Annotated in this window: 18 protein-coding genes; all 18 read left to right on the forward strand. The window is 66.1% G+C overall.

Annotated elements, in window-relative coordinates; all coding sequences use genetic code 11:
- Positions 1 to 177 precede the first annotated feature (177 nt).
- The 18 genes from parA to EDC64_RS19420 all read left to right on the forward strand — a co-directional run bounded on the left by parA (position 178) and on the right by EDC64_RS19420 (position 21,570).
- Positions 178 to 831: a ParA family partition ATPase gene (parA, locus tag EDC64_RS19340; RefSeq protein ID WP_132034454.1), complete on the forward strand. Its 654-nt coding sequence runs from the start codon at positions 178 to 180 to the stop codon at positions 829 to 831.
- Complete coding sequence (locus tag EDC64_RS19345) at positions 828 to 1,079, forward strand: ribbon-helix-helix protein (protein WP_132034456.1); 252 nt, start codon at positions 828 to 830, stop codon at positions 1,077 to 1,079. The genes parA and EDC64_RS19345 overlap by 4 nt, the downstream gene beginning before the upstream one ends.
- The gene (locus tag EDC64_RS19350) at positions 1,076 to 1,597 is read left to right on the forward strand and encodes a DUF2840 domain-containing protein (RefSeq protein ID WP_132034458.1); all 522 of its coding nucleotides are present in this window, start codon (positions 1,076 to 1,078) and stop codon (positions 1,595 to 1,597) included. The genes EDC64_RS19345 and EDC64_RS19350 overlap by 4 nt, the downstream gene beginning before the upstream one ends.
- Complete coding sequence (locus EDC64_RS19355; RefSeq protein ID WP_132034460.1) at positions 1,594 to 2,139, forward strand: S26 family signal peptidase; 546 nt, start codon at positions 1,594 to 1,596, stop codon at positions 2,137 to 2,139. The genes EDC64_RS19350 and EDC64_RS19355 overlap by 4 nt, the downstream gene beginning before the upstream one ends.
- 1 nt (position 2,140) lies before the next feature.
- On the forward strand, positions 2,141 to 2,803 hold the full coding sequence (locus tag EDC64_RS19360; RefSeq protein ID WP_132034462.1) for a lytic transglycosylase domain-containing protein: 663 nt from the start codon (positions 2,141 to 2,143) through the stop codon (positions 2,801 to 2,803).
- 243 nt (positions 2,804 to 3,046) lie between these two features.
- Positions 3,047 to 4,786, forward strand: coding sequence for a relaxase/mobilization nuclease domain-containing protein (locus EDC64_RS19365; protein WP_132034464.1), 1,740 nt, complete (start codon positions 3,047 to 3,049; stop codon positions 4,784 to 4,786).
- A 21-nt stretch (positions 4,787 to 4,807) separates the two neighbouring features.
- Positions 4,808 to 6,799 carry a conjugal transfer protein TraG gene (locus tag EDC64_RS19370; RefSeq protein WP_132034466.1) on the forward strand — a complete coding sequence of 664 codons (1,992 nt, stop codon included), beginning with the start codon at positions 4,808 to 4,810 and terminating at the stop codon, positions 6,797 to 6,799.
- A gap of 5 nt (positions 6,800 to 6,804) precedes the next feature.
- Positions 6,805 to 7,251, forward strand: coding sequence for a CopG family transcriptional regulator (locus EDC64_RS19375; RefSeq protein WP_132034468.1), 447 nt, complete (start codon positions 6,805 to 6,807; stop codon positions 7,249 to 7,251).
- 217 nt (positions 7,252 to 7,468) lie between these two features.
- On the forward strand, positions 7,469 to 8,194 hold the full coding sequence (locus EDC64_RS19380) for a response regulator (RefSeq protein ID WP_274594960.1): 726 nt from the start codon (positions 7,469 to 7,471) through the stop codon (positions 8,192 to 8,194).
- On the forward strand, positions 8,191 to 9,513 hold the full coding sequence (locus EDC64_RS19385) for an ATP-binding protein (RefSeq protein WP_132034472.1): 1,323 nt from the start codon (positions 8,191 to 8,193) through the stop codon (positions 9,511 to 9,513). The genes EDC64_RS19380 and EDC64_RS19385 overlap by 4 nt, the downstream gene beginning before the upstream one ends.
- A 93-nt stretch (positions 9,514 to 9,606) precedes the next feature.
- On the forward strand, positions 9,607 to 11,247 hold the full coding sequence (locus EDC64_RS19390) for an efflux RND transporter periplasmic adaptor subunit (RefSeq protein WP_420808970.1): 1,641 nt from the start codon (positions 9,607 to 9,609) through the stop codon (positions 11,245 to 11,247).
- 8 nt (positions 11,248 to 11,255) lie between these two features.
- A complete protein-coding gene (locus tag EDC64_RS19395) occupies positions 11,256 to 14,387 on the forward strand; it encodes an efflux RND transporter permease subunit (protein ID WP_132034476.1) in 3,132 nt (1,043 codons plus the stop codon).
- A gap of 12 nt (positions 14,388 to 14,399) precedes the next feature.
- The gene (locus tag EDC64_RS19400) at positions 14,400 to 14,774 is read left to right on the forward strand and encodes a hypothetical protein (protein ID WP_132034478.1); all 375 of its coding nucleotides are present in this window, start codon (positions 14,400 to 14,402) and stop codon (positions 14,772 to 14,774) included.
- Between the two features lie 53 nt (positions 14,775 to 14,827).
- Entirely contained in the window at positions 14,828 to 16,381 is a 1,554-nt protein-coding gene (locus EDC64_RS19405; protein WP_132034480.1) for a multicopper oxidase family protein, read from the forward strand.
- 832 nt (positions 16,382 to 17,213) lie between these two features.
- Positions 17,214 to 18,416, forward strand: a complete 1,203-nt coding sequence (locus EDC64_RS19410) for an SIR2 family NAD-dependent protein deacylase (RefSeq protein WP_132034482.1) — start codon at positions 17,214 to 17,216, stop codon at positions 18,414 to 18,416.
- On the forward strand, positions 18,403 to 20,307 hold the full coding sequence (locus EDC64_RS19415) for an ATP-binding protein (RefSeq protein ID WP_245504793.1): 1,905 nt from the start codon (positions 18,403 to 18,405) through the stop codon (positions 20,305 to 20,307). The genes EDC64_RS19410 and EDC64_RS19415 overlap by 14 nt, the downstream gene beginning before the upstream one ends.
- 5 nt (positions 20,308 to 20,312) lie before the next feature.
- Positions 20,313 to 20,531, forward strand: a complete 219-nt coding sequence (locus tag EDC64_RS23880) for a KTSC domain-containing protein (protein WP_245504794.1) — start codon at positions 20,313 to 20,315, stop codon at positions 20,529 to 20,531.
- Position 20,532: 1 nt separating this feature from the next.
- Complete coding sequence (locus tag EDC64_RS19420; protein ID WP_132034484.1) at positions 20,533 to 21,570, forward strand: hypothetical protein; 1,038 nt, start codon at positions 20,533 to 20,535, stop codon at positions 21,568 to 21,570.
- Positions 21,571 to 21,823: the final 253 nt, after the last annotated feature.

A 21,823-nucleotide genomic window follows, 5' to 3' on the forward strand; every position in this document is an offset into this window, starting at 1 on the left:
AAATCTATGATTCAAGGGAAACCGGACCATGCGCAAGAGTCCAGAAAGACTCAGCTTTCTCCGCCGACCAGACTCCACTTCAAGGGAAAGCGACAATCGCCGACAGCGGGCAAAACGGCCTGGGAAAACGCCGCCTGACAGGTCTTCGCAGACAACCCCTCGCGGGGGAGATCGGCAATGATCGTCGCGCTCCTCAATCAGAAAGGCGGGGTCGGCAAGACGACGCTGGCGTTGCATCTCGCCGGGCAATGGGCTCGGCAGGGACAGCGGATCACGCTGATCGACGCCGATCCGCAGGGCTCCAGCCTCGACTGGTCGCAGCAACGCAGCCGCGAGGCATTGCCACGGCTGTTCGGTGTCGTCGGGCTTGCCCGCGATACGCTGCACCGGGAGGCGCCCGAGCTTGCGCGTGACGCCGATCACATCGTCATCGATGGTCCGCCCCGCGTCGCAGGGCTGATGCGCTCGGCGCTGCTCGCCGCCGATCTGGTGCTGATCCCGGTTCAGCCTTCGCCATTCGACGGTTGGGCCTCGGCCGAGATGCTGGCGCTGATCCGCGAGGCGCGGATCTACCGCCCGGAGATGGTGGTCCGGTTCGTCCTGAACCGCTGCGGCGCGCGCACCGTTCTCGCCCGCGAGACCGCGCGGACGCTGGCCGATCACGATCCGCCAGTGCTCGCCAGCACCATCGGTCAGCGCATCGCCTTTGCGGCGGCGGCACAGTCGGGCCGTCTCGTCTTCGAGCGCGACGATGCTGGGCCGGCCACGCGCGAGATCGCCGCGCTCTGCGCCGAGATCAATGGTCTCGACCTCGGGAGGCTCGCGCCATGAGCGAGCGCCCGATCCGCCGCGACTTCGCCTCTCGGCCTGCTGATCCCGAGCACTGGATCAAGGCAGCAGATGTCGCGCCAGAGCACCGCCCCGGCGCCGCGTTCACTGCGCGGCTCACCATTGATGTGACGCCCGAACTGCGCGGTCGGATCAAGGTCGCCGCCTTCCGCTACGGCGTCACCGTCGCCGAGATGCTGCGCGACCTGCTCGCGCGCGAATTCCCTCCCCAATCTGGAGACCAGCCATGAGCGCGGCGTTTGCGCCCCGTGCGGCAAGCACGGCATTCGCACCTGTTCCCCCGTCCGATGCCATGACCCATGTGGAGTTGACCCATATCGAGAAGCGGATTGAGAACTGGATCCGCTTCGGCCATCACGCGCATGAGCAGCTATTGGATCGCCGCCGGCGCATCCTGTCTTTCCCTCCCGGCAGCATCTTCGCCTTTGTCCGATGGGCGTCGAACGACCTCGGCACCGTGGCCTCCCGCCTCGACATCGTGCGCTGCGTGGCGCCAGGCGAAAGCTACCAGACGCTGCCGTTCGTGCGGCCCGGTGGCGAGATCCTGCTGCGGGTCGATGGCTGGCCGAAGGTCGAGAAAATTCTGCAGCACATTGACGCCATCGAAGCGATCGGCATCGATGCGGCCACCGTCGCGCCCGATCACTGGGGCCATGTCGCGCACCGCATCAGTGTCGGATTCGAGCCGCGCGCCTATAGCGTGGAGCGCCATCAGGCGTGGCTGAAGCGGCGGGAGTGCGGACAATGAACCGCGCCGCTTATGTGCTGATGGCTGCGGCCGCCAGCGTCGGCATGGCCTACGCCGCCACGCTGCCGACGCCGCTGAAGCTGATCTGGAATGTCTCGGCGAGCGTTCCTGTCGGGCTCTACTCGGTCGAGCCGGCGGATCATCTCGAGATCACCGATCTGGTCGCGGTGATGCCACCGCCGCCGCTCGCTGCGTTCCTCATCGCACGTGGCTATATCGGCGAAGGCACGCCGCTGTTGAAGCGCGTGATGGGTCTGCCTGGGCAGGATGTCTGCCGCCTCCGTGACGCCATCACAGTTGATGGCGTGCCACTCGGCGAAGCGCTGCCGCGCGACCGCGGGGGCCGCGATCTGCCGGTCTGGCAGGGCTGCCGGCGTATTGCGCCTGGCGAACTGTTCCTGATGAACCCGGACGTTGGTGACAGTCTCGACGGACGGTATTTCGGGCCGATTTCAGACGGCACCGTCATCGGCCGTGCGATGCCACTCCTCACGGATGAAGCCGGCAACAGTGACTTCATCTGGCGCGCTGCGGTGCGCTGACATGCATCCCTCTGTGCTCTTTCTCGCATCCGGGCTGTTGATCGGCGGTGCATCGCACGGCTCTGCCGCCGCGCAAACCACGCTGCCGACCGTGGCGTATTCCGTCACGTCCTACGCCACCTTTATCGACGAAGCCGCGCAGCGCTTCGAGCTTCCAGCCAGATGGATCCGTGCCGTCCTGCTGGCCGAGAGCGGCGGCGATCCGCGCGCCGTCTCACCCGCCGGCGCCATGGGGCTGATGCAGATCATGCCCGCGACCTGGGACGAGCTTCGCGTCCATCACGGTCTCGGCGTCGATCCGTTCGACCCGCGTGACAACATCCTCGCCGGTGCCGCCTATCTGCGCCAGCTCCATGACCGCTATGGCAGCATCCGCGCTATGCTCGCGGCCTACAACGCCGGGCCTGCGCGCTATGAGGCGTCGCTTGCCGGCAAGCCGCTGCCGCCGGAGACGCGCGCTTACTTCGCGGCCTTGGCGCCGATCATCGACACAGAGTCTGCAGCCGGCGCCACCGCATCGGTGCTGCCAATGGCGCAAAGCTGGCGTGAGGCGCCGCTGTTCGCCACGCCGCCCGCGCGCAGCAATCCCATCGATGCCGCGCTTCTCGCGCCGCGATCGGGCGCGCTTTTCGTTGCACCTTTGCCCTTGCGGAGAGCGCCATGAGCAGGCGGGCCCGCTTTCGCATGGTGTCGGGCTCTGGCGTTCCTTGGCGAGCAAGGAGGCGCAGGACAGAGACCACGACCGCACGAGGGCAGGATAAAAGGGCGCACATTGCGCGGCGGTCGGGGTGTTGTTTCTGCACATCTTTCCTGCGCCTTCGGCACCTTGCGGAGCCGAACCACAAGGTTTGCGCGTGCCGCAAATGGCGCCGCATCAACGATTTTCCGCACATTGCGAGGCTTCGCCATGAGCGATGACCGCGAGTTCCGAGTCCGTCCCGGCCGCATCCGCTCGACCCGCGCCCAGCAGGCCCGCCCCTTCGTCGCCCAGGCGCTCGCTGCGGCCCGGAAGGCCGGCGGCGGGGTCTCTCGCTCGGCCAAGATCGCCACCGGCAACCGCTCGCGTTTCGGCAGCGGACAGGTCGCCAGCCTTCAGGCCAGCCGCCGGATCACGCCGCACTCGCGTGGCGCTGTGGTGAAGGCCCGCGTCGTCCGACACACGACCCGCGCGGGTTCCCTCAGTCAGCACCTCACCTATCTCCGCCGCGAGGGCGTGACCCGCGACGGTGAAAAGGCGCGGATGTTCGGTCCCGAGAGCGCCAGCGTGGATGTTGACGCCTTCACCGAGCGCTGCCGCGATGACCGTCACCATTTCCGCTTCATCGTCTCGCCTGACGACGCCCTGGAGATGGAGGATCTGCGCGCCTTCACCCGTGACCTCACCCGGCAGATGGAAAAGGACCTCGGCACCGGCCTCGACTGGGTCGCCGTCGATCACTGGAACACCGAGCATCCCCATGTGCACCTGATCGTCCGTGGCCGCCGCGACGATGGCCAGGACCTCGTGATCTCCCGCGACTATATCAGCGAGGGCATGCGCGATCGCGCCCGTGACCTGATCACCCAGGAACTCGGCCCGCGCACCGAGCTCGATATCCGCCGGAGTTTGGAACGCCAGATCGAGGCCGAGCGCTGGACCGAGCTCGACCGCCAGCTTGTCCGCGAGACCCGCGAGAGCGGCATCATCGACATGGCGCTGGTTACCGGCCGACAGCCGGACGAGCACCATGCGCTGAAGATTGGGCGCCTCCGCAAACTCGAGACGCTCGGCCTCGCCAGTGAGATCGGCAACGCGCAATGGGTGATGGAGCCGGAAGCGGAAGCCACCCTGCGCGGGCTGGGGGAGCGCGGCGACATCATCAAGCGCATGCACCGCGCCTTCACCGAACGCGGGATCGAGCGTGGCACGGCCAGCTATGTCCTCACCGCCGAGAGCCTCGACGTGCCGGTGATCGGCCGACTGGTCGCGCGCGGCCTTGATGACGAACTCCGCGGCTCCGCCTATGCCATCGTCGATGGCGTGGACGGGCGGTCCCATCACATCCGGCTGCCCGATCTCGATGCAGCCGGCGATGGCGCGCCGGGCTCCATCGTCGAGCTGCGGACCTTCGACGATGCCCACGGCAAACGGCGCGTCGCGCTCGCCGTGCGCTCCGATCTGGATCTCGCCCACCAGGTCACGGCCACCGGCGCCACCTGGCTCGACCGGCAGTCCATTGCGCGTGATCCCGTCGCTCTGTCGAACGGCGGCTTCGGCGCGGAGGTGTGTCAGGCACTCGACAGGCGCGCCGAGCATCTCATCCGCGAGGGGCTGGCCGATCAACAGGGACGACGCGTCGTCTTCGCCCGCAATCTCATCGACACGCTCCGCCGCCGGGAACTGGAGGCCGTCGGCGAGAAGCTCGCCGCCGAGACCGGCCTGACGTTCAACAAGGCCGGTACCGGCGAGTATGTCGCCGGCACGTATCGCCAGCGACTTGTGCTCGCGTCCGGTCGCTTCGCCATGCTCGATGACGGGCTCGGCTTCCAACTCGTGCCCTGGTCGCCCTCGCTGGAGCGCCAGCTCGGCGGGCATGTCTCCGGCGTCGCCCGTGACGATGGCGGCGTCGACTGGAGCTTCGGCCGCAAGCGCGGCCTCGGCCTCTGACTTGAGAGAGGAACCATCACCATGTCGGCGGCGAAAATCCTCTGGGGGCAGATCCTCACCGTGCTGCTGATCGTGCTGGCGGCAATCTGGGGCGCGACACAATATGTGGCCTGGAGCCTCGACTATCAGGCGCAGTTGGGCGCGCCGTGGTTCGCGCTTCTCGAGTTGCCCATCTACTATCCGCCGGCCTTCTTCTGGTGGTGGTACTTTTTCGATGCCTATGCGCCGGAGGTGTTCTTCCGGGGCGCACTGATCGCCGCCTCCGGCGGCTTCCTCTCCATCGCCGTCGCCATCGCCCTGTCGGTCTGGCGGGCGAGCGAGGCATCCCGGGTCGAGACCTATGGGTCGGCGCGCTGGGCCGAGAAGGAGGAGGTCCGCGCCGCCGGGCTCCTCGGCACCGATGGCGTCGTGCTCGGCCGCTTCGACCGTGCCTATCTGCGCCATGACGGGCCCGAGCATGTGCTGTGCTTCGCGCCAACCCGGTCCGGCAAGGGCGTCGGCCTGGTGGTGCCCTCGCTGCTGACCTGGCCGGGATCTGCCATCGTCCATGACATCAAGGGCGAGAACTGGCAGCTCACCGCCGGCTTCCGCGCCCGGCATGGCCGCGTGCTGCTGTTCGATCCGACCAACGCCAAGTCCGCCGCCTATAATCCGTTGCTGGAGGTGCGTCGCGGCAAATGGGAAGTGCGTGACGTCCAGAACATCGCCGACATTCTCGTCGACCCCGAAGGCTCGCTGGAAAAGCGGAACCACTGGGAGAAGACCAGCCACGCGCTGCTGGTCGGCGCCATCCTCCACGTGCTCTATGCCGAAAAGGACAAGACGCTCGCCGGCGTCGCCGCCTTCCTCTCCGATCCGAAGCGGCCGATCGAGACGACGCTCGACGCCATGATGAAGACCGGGCATCTCGGCGAGGCTGGCCCGCATCCCGTCATCGCCAGCGCCGCCCGTGAATTGCTGAACAAATCCGACAATGAGCGCTCGGGCGTGCTCTCCACCGCCATGTCCTTCCTTGGCCTCTACCGAGATCCGGTGATCGCCGAGGTGACACGGCGCTGCGACTGGTGCATCGCCGATATCGTCGGCGGAAACCGGCCGTCGACCCTCTATCTCGTGGTGCCGCCCTCCGACATCAATCGCACCAAGCCGCTGATCCGCCTCCTCCTCAACCAGATCGGTCGGCGGCTCACCGAAGACCTGCAGGCCAAAGGCGGACGCCACCGTCTGCTGCTCATGCTCGATGAGTTTCCGGCGCTGGGTCGGCTCGACTTCTTCGAATCGGCGCTCGCCTTCATGGCCGGCTATGGCCTGAAAGCCTTCCTCATCGCCCAGTCGCTGAACCAGATCGAGAAAGCCTATGGGCCGAACAACTCGATCCTCGACAATTGCCATGTCCGCGTGAGCTTCGCCACCAACGACGAGCGCACCGCCAAGCGCGTCTCCGATGCGCTCGGCACCGCCACTGAGATGAAGGCGATGAAGAACTATGCCGGCCACCGGCTCTCGCCGTGGCTCGGCCATCTCATGGTCTCGCGCTCGGAGACCGCCCGCCCTTTGCTCACCCCCGGTGAGGTAATGCAGCTACCAACCACGGACGAGATCGTCATGGTCGCCGGGACCCCGCCGATCCGGGCGAAGAAGGCGCGATACTATGAGGACGCGCGCTTCCGAGACCGGCTTTTGCCGCCGCCAACGCACTCTCGTGGCCTGACCATCCAACACGATGACTGGACCGCGCTGCCGTTGCCCATACCGCAGGAGAGCATGGGCGGGAGCGCCGCCATCGAAGGTCGCGACGATGACCCTACCGGCTCCGAGCACCGGCATCAGCCCGAGCTCAGCCGAGTGAAGCCGGTCGAGAAAAAGCAGCCCATCGAGAACGAGTTCGAGTTCGACACGGATCGCGACGATGAGATGGACGACATCGCTACCCGGAACCGCCGCATGACCGGACTCATGCAAGGCGTGGCCCGACAGGTCAGCCTCAATCCCAATGACGGCATGGAGTTGTGATCGCCATGGCAGGCCGCACGAAGAAAGCGCAGATCTCGGTCTATCTCGAGCCGGACGTCATGGACCTGCTCGCGCATTACGCCGCCCAGCGCGACCAATCCATGTCCCTGATCGCCCAGGCCGCAATCGCCTCCTTCCTGTCGCCCGACAGCTCAGAGCGCCAGGAAGCCGCTCTTGCCCGGCGCCTCGGCCAGATCGATCGCCGTCTCGCGCGGCTGGAGCGCGACCTCGGCATCTCGACCGAGGCCTTCGCCACCTTCATCCGCTTCTGGCTCGCCACCACCCCCGCGCTGCCAGAACCCGCCGCCCAGGCCACGCGGGCCAAGCTCTCCGAGCGCTACGCTGCTTACACCGGCGCGCTCGGCCGGCGCCTGGCGAAGGGGCCTCAGCTGCGGCAGGAGATCGGGGAGGATGTTTCTCAACTGGAGGGTGACGGAGGCCGCCGATCGTGACGCATTCTCGGGCATTGAGTACGTCTGCTTGTGACGAACGGACCGAGCCAAGTCGCCGAATGGGTCCGAAACCTCAGAGTTAAAACGCCCCGAAGCTGTTTGAACATGGAGGGGTTCATCGCGCACATCGGATCGCTCTGGGATTCAATGTGATGGCATCCGGCTTTAGGCTAGAAAGAACCGTGCCGAGCGCCGCGGTCTGGAGTGGTGCAGAGGAGTGCGTGACACGGTGTCCCCCGAAGGCCACATCCTCATCGTTGACGACGATGCCGAAATCCGGCGTCTCGCCGGCAAGTTCCTGCGCGAGCACGGGCACAAGGTCACGGCCGCGCAAGGCGCCCGCGAAATGCGGGAGACAATGGCTGCCGGCACGGTGGACCTCGTCATTCTCGACATCATGCTGCCGGGGGCGAGTGGGCTCGATCTGTGCCGGGACATCCGCCGCACCTCGAATGTGCCCATCATCATGCTGACCGCCCGCGGCAGCGATGTGGACCGGATCGTCGGCCTGGAGCTGGGTGCCGATGATTACCTGGCCAAGCCCTTCAACCCGCGCGAGCTGCTCGCCCGCATTCATGCGGTGCTGCGGCGGACCCGGCTGTCCGACCCCGCCGCTGTTAATGGCGGCACCCGCCTGACATTTTCCGGCTGGACGCTCGACACCCGGCGGCGGGAGCTCACCAACCCGGAAGGCGCCATCGTCGATCTTTCCACCGGCGAATATGATCTGCTGCTGACCTTCCTGGAGCATCCCCAGCGCGTGCTCACGCGCGACCAGCTGATGGATGCCGCGAAGAACCGCATCGCCACCGGCTTCGACCGGGCGATCGACATCCAGGTGAGCCGGCTGCGCAGGAAGCTCGATTCGAGCGGCGGGCCGGAGATGGTGAAGACAGTGCGTGGGACCGGCTATTTCTTCGTCCCGGAGGTGGCGCGCTCATGATCCGCGCCATCGACAGCCTCGCTCTGCGGACCGCAGTCGTGGCCGTGCTCGGAATCGTCGTGGTCCATGTGCTGAGCCTGTGGACCTACGAACATGCCATGGAGCGCGAGCGCCATGCGGCACATGCCGTCCGCCTCGCCGACCAGATCGTGGCGCTGCGCCGGTCACTCGCCGCCGCACCTGCGGAGCGTCGGGAGGAGGTGGCCCATGCCCTGTCGGGGGGCGCCATCGATGCCCATTGGGGCCGCGAGGCCATGGCCGCGACGGGGCCCCACGCCGACGAGTCCGCCCAGCGCCTCGCCGCCGAGGTTCGCGCGCTCGCACCGGACCTTGCCGCAGCGGACATTCTGGTTGGCGCCGGGCCCGATCCGCACCTCAGCCTCGTGGCCGTGCGCCTGCCCGACGGGAGCTGGCTGAATGTGCGCCTGTTTGCCTCCGTGCCGCAGACCGCCGGGGGGCACGGCTCCCTGCTCTCCACCACGCTGATGGCGGCGGGGGTGCTGCTCCTGTCCCTCGCCATCGCCGCATGGCTCACGCGGCCTTTGCGGGCCATGGCGCGCACCGTCGCGGCCCTGCCGCCGGATGCGGCGCGCATTCACCTGCCCGAGACGGGGCCGAAGGAGGTGCGGGAACTGGCCCATGCCTTCAACGGCATGCAGGCGCGCATCGCTGGGTTGGTCGAGCGGCGCACCCAGGCCCTCGCGGCGGTCTCCCACGACCTGCGCACGCCCATGACGCGCCTGCGCTTCCGCCTCGAGGATGTGAGCGACCCGGCGCTGCGCGACGCCATCGCCGGGGATGTCGCGGAGATGGAGCAGATGGTCGAGGCCACGCTCTCCTACCTGCGCGGCGAGGCGAGCGAGGAGCCGGTGCGGCCGCTCGATCTCGTGGCTTTGGTGGAAACCATCGTGGACGACGCGCGGGACCGGGGCCTGCGGGCCGATCTTTCGGCGCCGCCGCGCCTCGTCGTCGCGGGACGGCTCGTCAGCCTGAAGCGAATGGTGGGCAATCTGGTGGACAACGCGCTCGCCTATGGCGGCTCCGCGCATGTGTCCATCATGGACGAGGAAGCGGATGCCGTCCTGACGGTGCGGGACGAGGGACCGGGGATTCCAGTGGACCAATTCGCCGCCGTGCTAGAGCCCTTCGTGCGGCTTGAGGCGTCGCGCAGCCGCGCTACTGGAGGCGTCGGGCTCGGCCTCACCATCGCCAGCGCGGTGGCCGAGGCGCACGATGGCACGCTGAGCCTCGCCAACGCCACCGGCGGTGGCCTCGTCGCCACGGTGCGCCTGCCCAAGATCCAGGCTGAAACAAACTGATACAGAAGCGATACGCGGCGTGACGCGCCGCGCGCTATCGCTCTCCCGTACCGGAATCACCAGCGGACGGGTTGAGGCATGGGGCGCCATTTCTTGCGGAAAGCCGTCTTCGGCCTGTGCGGGCTTCTCGCCGGCGCGGCGCTGTCCGGCTCCGCTGTGGCCCACGAAGGCCACGACCACGGTGCGCCCCCGCCGCCACAGGTGACAACCCTCGCCCCCCGCGCCGAGGCGGCCTCGGCCGATTTCGAGTTGGTGGCGGTGCTGCGCGACGGCATCCTCACCATCCACCTCGACCGCTTCGCCGACAACGCCCCGGTAGAAGGAGCCACCATTGAGGTAGACACGCCCGAGGGCTCGCAGGCCGCGAAGACCTCCGGGCCGGGCACCTATCTGCTGCCGGTTCCCTTCGCCGCGAAGCCGGGCGCGCACGACCTTGCCTTCACCGTTACGGCCGGCGACACGGTGGACGTTCTTGCCGCCACCTTGACCATACCTGCCGCTCCAACTTCGTCCGAGAAGCAAGCGCCGGCGATGCTGGCGCAGCTCGGCGGGCTGCGAACCGACCTCCTCGCGGGCATTCTGGCGGGCCTCCTCATCGGCTTCCTGGCCGGGGCGCTGGTCATGTCCCGGCGTCGGGCGGGCGCGCTCCTCGTCCTCGGATCGCTCGGCGTCGCTCTGGCCGGTGCCCCGCAGGGGGCATGGGCGGCGGACACGCAGCCGCCCGCTCGGCAGCCCCCCGCTCGCGATGCCGCTCAGCGCCTCCCCGACGGCTCGGTGATCGTGCCCAAGCCGACCCAGCGCATCCTTGGCGTGCGCACCCTCGTGACCGCTGCCGGCACCTTTGCCGGCACTGTGGAACTACCCGGCCGCGTGGTGCCGGATGTCAATGCCAGCGGCCTTGTCCAGACCGCGGTGGGTGGGCGCCTCGCCCCGCCGGAGGGGGGCTTCAAGCCGCTCGGCACCAAGGTCGCGGCTGGCGAGATCCTCGCTTATGTGCATCCGCCCATCGGCGCCTCCGACCTCAAGGACCTGGAGCAGCAGGGCTACGAGCTGGACCAGCAGATCGCTATCGTGAAGCGGCGCTACGAGCGGCTCTCGGCCATTCCCAACGCCGTCACCCGCCGCGAGGTGGAGGAAGCGGAAATCGAGCTGAAGGGGCTCCAGACCCGCCGCGCCAGGCTGGAACGGGTGCAGCGCGAGCCGGAGGCCCTGCGCGCGCCGGTGTCCGGCGTCATCGCCGCCGCCGATGCGGTCGCGGGGCAGATGGCGGACCCGAATACGGTGGTGTTCCGCATCGTCGATCCCGGCCGACTGTGGGTGGAGGCGCTCGGCTTCTCGCCGGATGCCGGCCGGTCCGGTGCCACAGGACGCCTGCCCGACGGGCGCACCGTGGCCCTCGCCTTCGTGGGCGCGGGGATATCCGACCGGGCCCAGGCGTTTCCCGTCCTGTTTTCCGTCGCCGCGGACATCGGGGAGCTGCGCCCCGGCCAGTTCCTGACGGTCTTCGCGGAGGCCGGCGCCCCGCGCACGGGCATCGCCATCCCCCGCTCGGCGGTGGTGCGTGGGGCGAACGGCCAGCCCATCGTCTATGAGCACGTCAGCGCCGAGCGCTTCATGCCGCGCGAGGTGAAGACGGAGCCCCTCGACGCGTCCCGCGTGCTGGTGCTGGCGGGCCTCGCGCCCGGGCGCCGCATCGTGACCGATGGCGCCGAACTCATCGACCAGATCCGCTGAGGCCGGCGATGTTTACGGTCCTCGTCACCCAATCGCTGCGCAACCGCCTGCTGGTGCTGGCGCTGGCTCTCGTGCTGGTGGTCTATGGCGCCTATGCGGTCACGCGGCTGCCGGTGGACGTGCTGCCGGACCTCAACCGGCCCACCGTCACCATCATGACGGAGGCGGAAGGCCTCGCCCCGGCGGAGGTGGAGCAACTCGTCACCTTCCCGCTGGAAACGGCCATGAACGGCCTGCCGGGCCTCGTCCGCCTGCGCTCGGTGTCCGGCGTCGGCCTCTCCGTGGTCTATGTTGAATTCGACTTCGGCACCGACATCTTCCGCAACCGACAGCAGATCGCGGAGCGCCTCGCTCTGGTGCGTGACCGGCTGCCGGCGAATGTTTCCCCGCAGATGGGGCCCATCAGCTCCATCATGGGCCAGATCCTGATGTTCGCCGTGACGAGCGACACCGCATCGCCCATGGCCGTGCGGGAGGCGGCGGACTTCATCATCCGCCCGCGCTTCCTCGCCATCCCCGGCATTGCGCAGGTCATCCCCATGGGCGGGGAGGTGCGGCAGTTCCGCGTCTCGCCGGACGTTTCCGCCATGCGCGCCTACGGCATCACGCTCGATGCGCTGGAAAAGGCGCTCTCCCAATTCGGGACCAATTCCGGCGGCGGCTTCGCCGACCAGGGCGGCCGGGAATTCCTCATCCGCAACATTGCCCGCACCCTGAGCCTCGATGACCTCAGGACCCTCATCCTGCCCCGCCCCGCCGGTGGCAATGTCTTCCTCCACCAGATCGCGCAGGTGGATTTCGCAGCGCGGCTAAAGCGCGGCGATGCCGGCTATATGGGCCGGCCTGCCGTGATCCTCTCCGTGGAGAAGCAGCCGGAGGCGGACACCCTTGCCCTCACCAATGCGGTGGAAGAGGCGGTGGCCGACCTCAACCGCACGCTGCCCGACGGCATCCGCATCTCCCCGCCGGTGTTCCGTCAGGCGGACTTCATCGCCGCCTCCATCGGCAATGTGGAGAAGGTGCTGCTGGAAGCTATGGCGGTGGTGGCCGTGGTGCTGTTCCTGTTCCTTCTCAACTGGCGCACAACCCTCATTTCGCTCACCGCCATCCCGGTGTCGATCCTGGCCACCGCCATCGTGTTCCACGCCTTCGGCCTCTCCATCAACACCATGACGCTGGGTGGCCTCGCCATCGCCATCGGCGAGCTCGTGGACGATGCTGTGGTGGATGTGGAGAACATATTCCGCCGGCTGCGCGAGAATGCCGCCGCAGCCGTGCCCCGTCCCGTGTTCGACGTGGTGGTGGCGGCGAGCCGGGAGGTGCGCTCCGGCATCGTCTACGCGACCCTCATCATCGTATTGGTGTTCGTGCCACTGTTCGCCCTGCCGGGCATTGAGGGGCGGCTGTTCGCCCCGCTGGGGCAGGCCTATATCGTCTCCATCCTCGCGAGCCTTCTGACCTCCATCACACTCACGCCGGTGCTCGCCTTCTATCTGCTGCCGGCCCTCAGCCGCCATGCGGAAAGGGACGGCGCGCTGGTGCGGATGCTGAAGGGCGGCTACGCGGCGTTGCTCTCCACCGCCTTCCGCCACCCGCGCCTGGTGATGGGCACGACCGCGCTGCTCTTCGTCGGCGCGCTGGCCGGTGCCGCAAGTCTGCCGCGCGCATTCCTGCCGCCGTTCAACGAGGGCTCGCTCACCATCTCCATGTCGTTTCGACCCGGCCTCTCGCTGGCCGAGAGCGACCGCATGGGGCTTGTCGCCGAGACGCTGATCCTGGACGTGCCGGAGGTGAAGGCGGTGGGTCGGCGCACCGGCCGGGCGGAGCTGGACGAACATGCGGAGGGCGTGTACGCCTCCGAGATCGAGGTGGACCTGCGGCCCTCCGACCGCAGCCGGGCCGAGATCACGGCGGATATCCGCGACCGCCTCGCCGTCCTGCCGGCGTCCTTCAATTTAGGCCAGCCCATCTCCCACCGGCTGGACCACATGCTCTCCGGCGTGCGGGCCGAGATCGCCCTGAAGCTGTTCGGCGACGACCTCGACACCTTGCGCGCCACGGCGGAAAGCCTGCGCCAGCGCCTCGGCGCCATTCCCGGCCTCGTCGACCTACAGGTGGAGCGGCAGGTGCGGGTGCCGGAGGTGACGGTGCGCGTGGATTACGGCCGCGCCGCCCTCCATGGCCTCCAGCCCGCACAGGTGACGGACGCGCTGGCGCGGCTCTCCAACGGGCGCGTGGCCTCGACCCTCGTGGACGGCAACCGGCGCTTCGACCTGGTGATGCGCCTGCCCGAGGCAACGCGCAGCGCCGAGGCGCTGGCCCGCCTCCTCATCGAGACCCCATCCGGCTGGGTGCCCCTCTCCCAGGTGGCGGACGTGAAGGAGACGGACGGGCCGAACCAGATCCTGCGCGAGGGCGGGCGGCGGCGCATCGTCGTGCTCGCCAACACCTCAGGCGGGCGCGACACGGCGGCCATCATCGCCGACATGCGCCGCGTGATCGCCACGACGGACTTGCCGTCCGGCATGTCCACGAGCCTCGAAGGCACCTTCGCGGCGCAGGAGGAATCCATGCGTACCATCGGCGCACTCGGCGCGGTGTCGCTGCTCCTGGTCTTCGCCATCCTCTACAGCCGCTACCGCTCGGCACTGTTCGCGCTGGTCATCATGGGCAGCGTGCCGCTGGCCCTCATCGGCGCGGTGGTGGCCCTGTGGCTGGCCGGGCAGCCGCTCTCGGTGGCGAGCATGATCGGCTTCGTGACGCTGACCGGCATCGCCGCGCGTAACGGAATCCTGAAGATCAGCCACATCATCAATCTCGCCATCACCGAAGGCCTGCCGTTCGGTCCCGCGCTGGTGGCGCGCGGGAGCCTTGAGCGGCTGACCCCGGTGCTGATGACGGCCGCCTCCGCCGGCATCGCCTTGCTGCCGCTCATGAGCGGGGCCGAGATGCCGGGCAAGGAGATCCTGCACCCCGTGGCCGTCACCATCTTCGGCGGCCTCGTCAGCGCCACGCTGCTCGATGCCGTGCTCACCCCCGTCCTCGTCCTTCTCTACGGCCGCCGCCCGCTGGAGCGGCTGGTGGCGGCGGCGGGCGAGACCGGCCCCACCCCGGCCGCCGCCCGCGCGGATGCCTTTTGATCGGAGTGCGCCATGATCTTCCGCCCCCTTGCGTCGGCCCTCATCGCTCTTCCCCTTGTTGCGACGCCGCTCCTCGCGCACGAGCCCGGCACCGGCCCCAACGGCGGCGTGCGCGTGGACGCCGGGCATTATCACGCCGAACTGGTGGCCGATGGGACGACTGCCGTCTCGCTCTATATCAGCGACGGCTCCGACAAACCGGTTCCTGCCGACGGCTTCAAGGCCAATGCCATCCTGCTGGTGGACGGCAAGGCCCAGCGCTTCCCCTTGACGCCCGCCGGCGGTAGCCGGCTTGCCGGGACCGCCCCGGTCACCGTGCCCAAGGGCGTGAAGGGCGCTGTCCAGCTCACCGCGCCGGACGGCTCAACGACCCAGGCGAAATATTGAACTCAATCCCTGCCTCGCCTCGTCTGCCCGGCGACGCACCCAGGAGGCCGACCATGACCCGACCTAAGCACCTGTCCTCCGTGTCCCGCCGCACCGTCCTCGCGGGTGGCGCCGCTGCCGGCGCGCTCGCCCTCTCCGGCGGATGGAGCCGCGTCCTCGCCGCCCCGCTCATCACCGTGGAGAACCTCACAATCGACGTGAACGGCAAGGCGGCCAAGGTCTTCGCCGTCAAGGGCCCGGGGGGCGAAGGCATCTTCGCGAAGGAGGGCGATCGCCTCGCCGGCTCGGTGCTCAACGCCTCGCAGGTGCCAGCGGTGATGCACTGGCACGGCCAGATCTTCGCTCCGGCGGATCAGGACCGCGCCCGCCCCGACGGCGGCGAACTCGCGCCCGGCGGGACGGACCAGGTGGACTTCCTGCTCACGCCCGGCACCCATTGGATGCATTCCCACACGCTGAGCGAACAGCAGTTGCTCGCCGCGCCCCTCGTCACCCGCGAGGCGGATGCGGGCGATGCGCAGGACGTGGTGGTGATGCTGCACGATTTCTCCTTCCGCAGCCCGGAGGAGATTCTCGCCGGCCTCGGTGGCGCGAACGCCCATGGCGGCCACGGGGCTCACGGAGCGACCCAGCCCACTCAGGCTGCGGTGGGGATGGCGATGCCGGGAATGGGCCATGCCGGCCAAGGCATGGGCGCGATGGGCGGCATGGGCGGCGGAATGATGGGGGCGGGCCAGAACGCGGGCCACATGGGTCACGGCATGGGTGCGGGCATGGGCGCGGGAATGAGCGGCGGCATGATGGCCCACGCCAACGACGTCGATTATGACGCCTTCCTCGCCAACCGCCGCACCCTTGTCGATCCTGAGGTGGTGAAGGTGGAGAAGGGCGGACAGGTGCGGCTACGCATTATCAACGGCGGCACCGCCACTGCCTTCTTCGTCACCGTGCCGGGCCTGAAGCCGCGCTGCGTCGCGGTGGATGGCTCACCCTGCGTTCCGCTGGAGGCGGATGCTTTTCCGTTGGCCCAGGGACAGCGCATCGATCTTCTCGTGGATATTCCGGCGAGCGGCGGGGCCTTCCCGGTGCTGGCGCAGGTGGAGGCCTCGCCCCGGCGTACCGGCCTCGTCCTGGCAACCGCCGGAGCGACCGTCGCGCGCATTGCCGACACGGCCGACCGTCCGCAGGGCCTGCTCGACCTCACGTTCGAAGCGCGCCTTTCCGCCGGAAAGCCGCTCGCGCCGCGCAGGGCAGACAAGGTCTTCCCCATCATGCTCGGCGAGGAGGCGGGCTATCGCTGGACCATCAACGGCCGCACCTATGGTGAGGGAAGGCCCTTCGCCGTCAGTCCAGGCGAGCGGGTCGAGATGACCTTCATGAACCCCACCACCATGAGCCATCCCATGCATCTGCACGGCCACCATTTCCAGGTGGTGGGCATCGGCGGGCGCCGCTTCTCCGGCGCGGTGCGCGACACGGTGATGGTGCCGCCGCACATGCCCGTCACCATCGCCTTTGACGCCGGGCCGAAGGGCGAATGGTTCCTGCACTGCCACCACCTCTACCACATGGCCACGGGCATGATGGCGGTGGTGAAGATAGCTTGATCCCGCAGAGGAGAGACCGTCATGTACTACGATCAAATGATGGGCGGCGGCATGTGGGGGATGTGGCTCTTCGGCCTCCTCATCCTGGCGCTCGTCGTGCTCGGCATTGCGGCGCTCATGAAATATCTCCGGCGCTGAGACGGAATACACTGGCAGTCTGACCGTCCACGGATAGGCCTGATCGTGCCTACGGCGCGGCCATAGATTTTGCGGGTCGGACAGTCAAACAGCCTCGGGCCGTGCTCTGGTCACGACGGTCAATTCCGCCCTGGCTCGGGCCGGTGCACCGCTGCCTGGTGCCGTCGATGGCCTTCGCGAAGCCACGCGTGATGCGGATGGCAAGAGCACCAAACGCCTGGCTCGCCGCAGGCGAGAACCGGCCGCTCCTCTTTTTGCCGGCCTCCGTGGAAAGGCGTGCGCAAGACTAAGGAACGCGGGGCGCGGGGCGCGCCTCTACGGCGGCCTTGCCACCAAGCCAAACTCCGAACTAGCGAGTGTGCGGGGTCACGGACGAGGAGCAGGACGCGCAGATGCGGGGCGCAACGGGATGAGGCGAAGACGTTACAGAGGCTGCTGGAGATGGAGTGCGGGCGGCTGCTTATAGCCGGCAGGACAATGTCGCAGATTGACCCAACGCGACCCCTCAACGGCCCTTTCAGAGACGTCCGCTTTGCGCCGCCAAATCGGTCACTCGAATGATCGCAAGCGGATCCCGAAAGAAGTCATTTGCTCATCGTAACTCTCCGGGGCCGCGACATGTCCGGCCTGTTCGGGTAGAAGATTATGGACCAATGATTCCGGACCAGGGAGGGAATTCTGGTTAGGGGGTGAGATGCATAAACATGATCCGGTTCGACAGATCAGCTTCATTCAGCAGGCGCTGTCGCAGAACCGTAAACCGATCGGCTTCTTCCTCGGCGCGGGCTGCCCGCTGTCGATCCGTGTCAATGAGCGCGAGGAGGATGGGAAGACTGTCACCGACCCGCTGATCTGGGACGTGGCTGGACTGACGAAGGTGATCGCCAAGACCCTGTCCAGCGGGGACCCCGCGAAGCCCAAAAGCTGGGACAAGATCGTTCAGATCGTGAAGGAGGATGGCGGCAACAGCGGCAATATTGAACTGATCCTCAGCCGCATCCGCGTGTTCGCGAGCGTCGCCGGCATCGGAAATGCGAGAGGCCTCACAGCAGCAGAGCTCAAAGTGCTCGATTCCGAGGTCTGTAAGGTGATCTCCAAGGAGGTCACTCGTACGCTTCCGGAAAAGGATAGCCCTTATCACAATCTTGCGATCTGGAGTCGCTCGATCCGTCGTGAGCGGCCCGTCCATCTCTTTACGACCAATTACGACCTGCTGATGGAGCAGGCTCTCGAGGAAAGTTCAGCGCCCTATTTCGACGGCTTCATCGGTGCCCGGAAGGCTTTCTTCGACCTCGGCGCCGTTGAGGACGAGGGCTTGCTGCCGCCGCGGTGGGCCCGGCTGTGGAAAATCCATGGCTCGCTCAATTGGCGCCTGGAGAATGAGACGGTTGTCGTTCGAACCGATGAGAAGACCGATAAGCAGAGCTATCTAATCTACCCGTCGCATCTCAAATATGACCAGAGCCGCAAGATGCCCTATCTCGCGATGCTCGATCGACTTAAGGCCTTCCTGCTCGCGCCGTCGTCGCTGCTCTTCATCTGTGGCTATTCCTTCGCAGACGAGCATATCAACGACGTCATATGCCGTAGTCTCGAGGCGAACCCGACCGCGCATGTTTTTGCCTTTGTTTATGGTGACCTAGAGACAGATAGCTACAAGCTAGCGCGCCAGTGTGCGCTAGCGACTCCGAATCTGAGCCTGTTGGGTTTCGACAAGGCTATCATTGGCCGCACACCGGGTGACTGGACAGGCGACGGCGCGGATGACCTTGTACTGCCGCCCAGCATCCTCGTGAAAGATGGCGACAAGGTCACCGTGCGGCTAGGCGACTTTGCTGCGCTCGGCGCGCTGTTGCGTGGTCTCTCCGGCGACGGGATGAGCGATGATCCAGCCTGATCTGGCCAACCGGGCAACAGTTATCGGCACTGTCCAAGACGTCAGCGGCACGTCGGTCAGCGTCACCTTGACGTCGGACCGCTTCTCGGGCCTGAGCTTTGTCCACGGTCAGGGCCATAAAATCGGCCAGATCGGTAGCTTTGTTAAAATTCCGATCGGCTATGTCGACCTTTATGGGATCGTGTCGCAGGTAGGCGCCAGTGCGGTTCCCGAGAAGGCCGCGCTTTCGATGCCCAACGGGCTGCGTTGGATGACAGTTCAACTTATCGGCGAAGGCTACAGGACAGGCCGGTTCCAGCGTGGCATCTCGCAATATCCGACCTTCGAGGACGAGGTCCATCTCGTCTCTGAGACAGATCTCCAGGCGATCTATGGGCGGTCGGGCAAGCAGAATCATCTGGTCCGGGTCGGTCATGTTGCAGGCAGCGAGTCGATTGACGCACTTGTCGACGTCAACAAACTCGTGACGCGCCACAGCGCGGTCGTTGGGACGACCGGCTCAGGCAAGTCGACGACAGTCGCGGGGCTGTTGAACGTCCTGTCGGATGAAAGCCGCTTCCCGTCGGCGCGGATCGTCGTGCTCGATCTCCACGGCGAATATGGCAAGGCACTCGGCGACCGAGCGAATATCTTCAAGATCAACCCGGATGCCCGCAACGCCAATGAGCATCGGCTGTGCATCCCTTTCTGGGCGCTTAGCTTCGATGAGCTCATTCGGGTGACGTTTGGAAGCCTCCCGCCCGATGGAAAAGCACGCAACATCATCCTCGAGCAGATACTCGAGGCCAAGATCGCAAGCCTAACGGCGCAGCCGGTCGCCGGTGTCGATTCCGCCAGCATCACCGCCGATAGCCCGGTGCCTTTCTCGCTCAACAAACTCTGGCATGACCTCTATTGCCGGGAGTTCGGAACCTATCTCAGCGCTGGTGGGGCAAACCCATCAGATCAGGCGACTTGGGCCTACGAATGCGATCCTTTGGGCGCGAAGATCGTGGGGGATGCGCAGGCCGGGGTCCCACCGCGCTTTCGCAAGGTCAAGAATGTCGCCTCTGATCCGGAGAAGATCAATTGGCTCCCGGACGTCCTCAACGTCCGTGGGCCACTTGAGGCGCTCGGCGCCCGGCTTCGCGTCGCGCGCTATGACTTCCTGCTGAAGGCCGGCGACTGGCATCCCGAGCTCGACGGCACGACGACCAAGACGCTCGCCGAGTTCGTCGGTCAATGGCTCGGCAGTGACAAGCCGATCACGATCCTCGACCTGTCAGGCATTCCCTCGACGGTCACGAACGATATCATCGGCAGCATCTTGCGCGTCCTTTACGATGGTCTCTTCTGGGCGCGGAACCTCTCGGAGGGTGGACGCGAACGCCCGCTGTTGGTCGTGATGGAGGAAGCGCACAGCTATCTTGGCGACAATGGCAGCAGCGCCGCCTCAATCGCGACCCAGCGCATCGTCAAGGAAGGGCGCAAATATGGGATCGGCGCGATGATCGTCAGCCAGCGCCCGGCCGAGATCAATCCCACGATCCTGTCACAATGCGGAACCTTCTTTGCGATGCGCTTGAGCAACGCCACCGATCGCTCACATGTGACCAGCGCGCTCTCCGACAACCTTGAAGGTTTGACCAGCATGTTGCCGGTACTGCGCACCGGCGAGGCTATCATTCTCGGCGAAGCGGTGAGGCTTCCGATGCGGACAATGATCCAAGCGCCGCCTCGCGATCGTCGCCCCGACAGTCAGGATCCGCTGATCTGTGACGAAGCCGCGCCCGAGGATTCGATGACGCCAGGCGGTTGGAACCTGAAAATGCACATCGCCGCGGACTATCAATATTTTGTCGAGACCTGGCTCCAGCAGAACCCGGTCCCCACACCGCCCAAGAAGGAATAACACATATGGCCTGGCAAGATTTCGCTCCCTTCACCTCGTCAAACATCGCCGCAATCCGCTACGATGAAGATCAGCTGCTGCTCGAGGTCGAGTTTCTCAACAGCACCCGCTATCATTATTACGAGGTGCCGCCGCAGATTGCGCAGGCTTTCGATCAGGCCGGATCGAAGGGGACTTTCCTCGCGTCGACCATCAAAGGTCACTATCGCTACAGCCGGGTCTAATATGCCACTTGTCAGCCTTGACCAGAAAAATAGTCGCGTTCAGTTTGGTGCCTTCGAGGTCGACAACAAGATCCTATTCGAGTTCTTCAACAAGGTTCCCGCTACCGATCGCGACGAGCAGCTTCACAAGGCGCTTTATATCGGTGTCTTGGCTCTCATGGAGGACCGGCTCTCGAGCTTCCTCTCGCGCACAGCGAACGAACTCGGGACTGAGCTCGAAAGTCTGAAGCTCATCTTCGATATGAAGAAGGAGCTTTTCTACCGGTCGGCGGTGAAGGGCGTGCTCGCCGAGGCCGATATCGCCGACTTCTTGTCGGAGTTTTTTAATCGCCAGAAGCTCGCCGACCGTATTGAGCTGACCGGCGACCGTGCCGGTGCAATCCGTCGAAACAAGACGGGCGACATTGTTTGCCATCTTGCTGGCGACAGCGGCAAACGGATCGCGATCGAATGCAAGTTCGACAAGAGCATCCGCCTCGGCGACATCCAGACCAAGGATGTCTTCACCAAAAAAGCGGATACGGCCTGGAGCCAGCTACTCGAAGCGCAGGCCAATCGCGAGGGGCAGGCCGGAATTATCGTCTTCGACGCCTCGCTCGTCGACAACAGTATACTCGCCACCGTCCAGGACCTGAAATTCCTCCCCGGTATCGGGCTGATCGCGATTATCGATTCCCAGAAGGGCGATTATCGCAACCTCGCCATCGCTTACATGCTAGCGCGCGACATCGCCCTCAACGCGAAGACGCTCGAGCTCGACACCGACGTCCTTAAGATCATCGTGAACCGACTGATCAAGGATGCGCGCGACATGGCGCTGGTGAAGCATCTCGTCAACGCCAATATCGACAATATGAAGCAGATCCTCGCACAGATCGAGAAAGGCATCCTTCTTGCTGAATTCAATCAGCGCTACCTCATCAAGTTTCTCGCCGAGGGGACCCTCACGAAGGACGACATGCTTGTTTTCTATGCGGGAGAAGAGATTAAGGAGCGTTTCCGGCTTGTCGAACGCGAGATTAGCGACCTTTGCTCATGAGATGTTGAAATGTCGCCCCCGCAGTCGCCTTCATCGAGGTTTGCGCTTTGAACCTGCCAGTCCGGAAACGGCCCCAAAAGTGCCGGTCTGCAATGCGCCCCCATATCGGTCATTCTGGTTCGAGTTGGCGGATCCCAAAAGCGGACGAACATCATTTGCGATATCCTCACGATCAAAAGATAGTTCGAATCCTTCCGGGCGCGCCATTTCAGTACAGAACTATGAACGCCGAACGCCGCCGATTGCCCGCTAG

Source organism: Aquabacter spiritensis, assembly GCF_004346185.1.
In the GTDB taxonomy this organism is placed as follows: Bacteria; Pseudomonadota; Alphaproteobacteria; order Rhizobiales; family Xanthobacteraceae; genus Aquabacter; species Aquabacter spiritensis.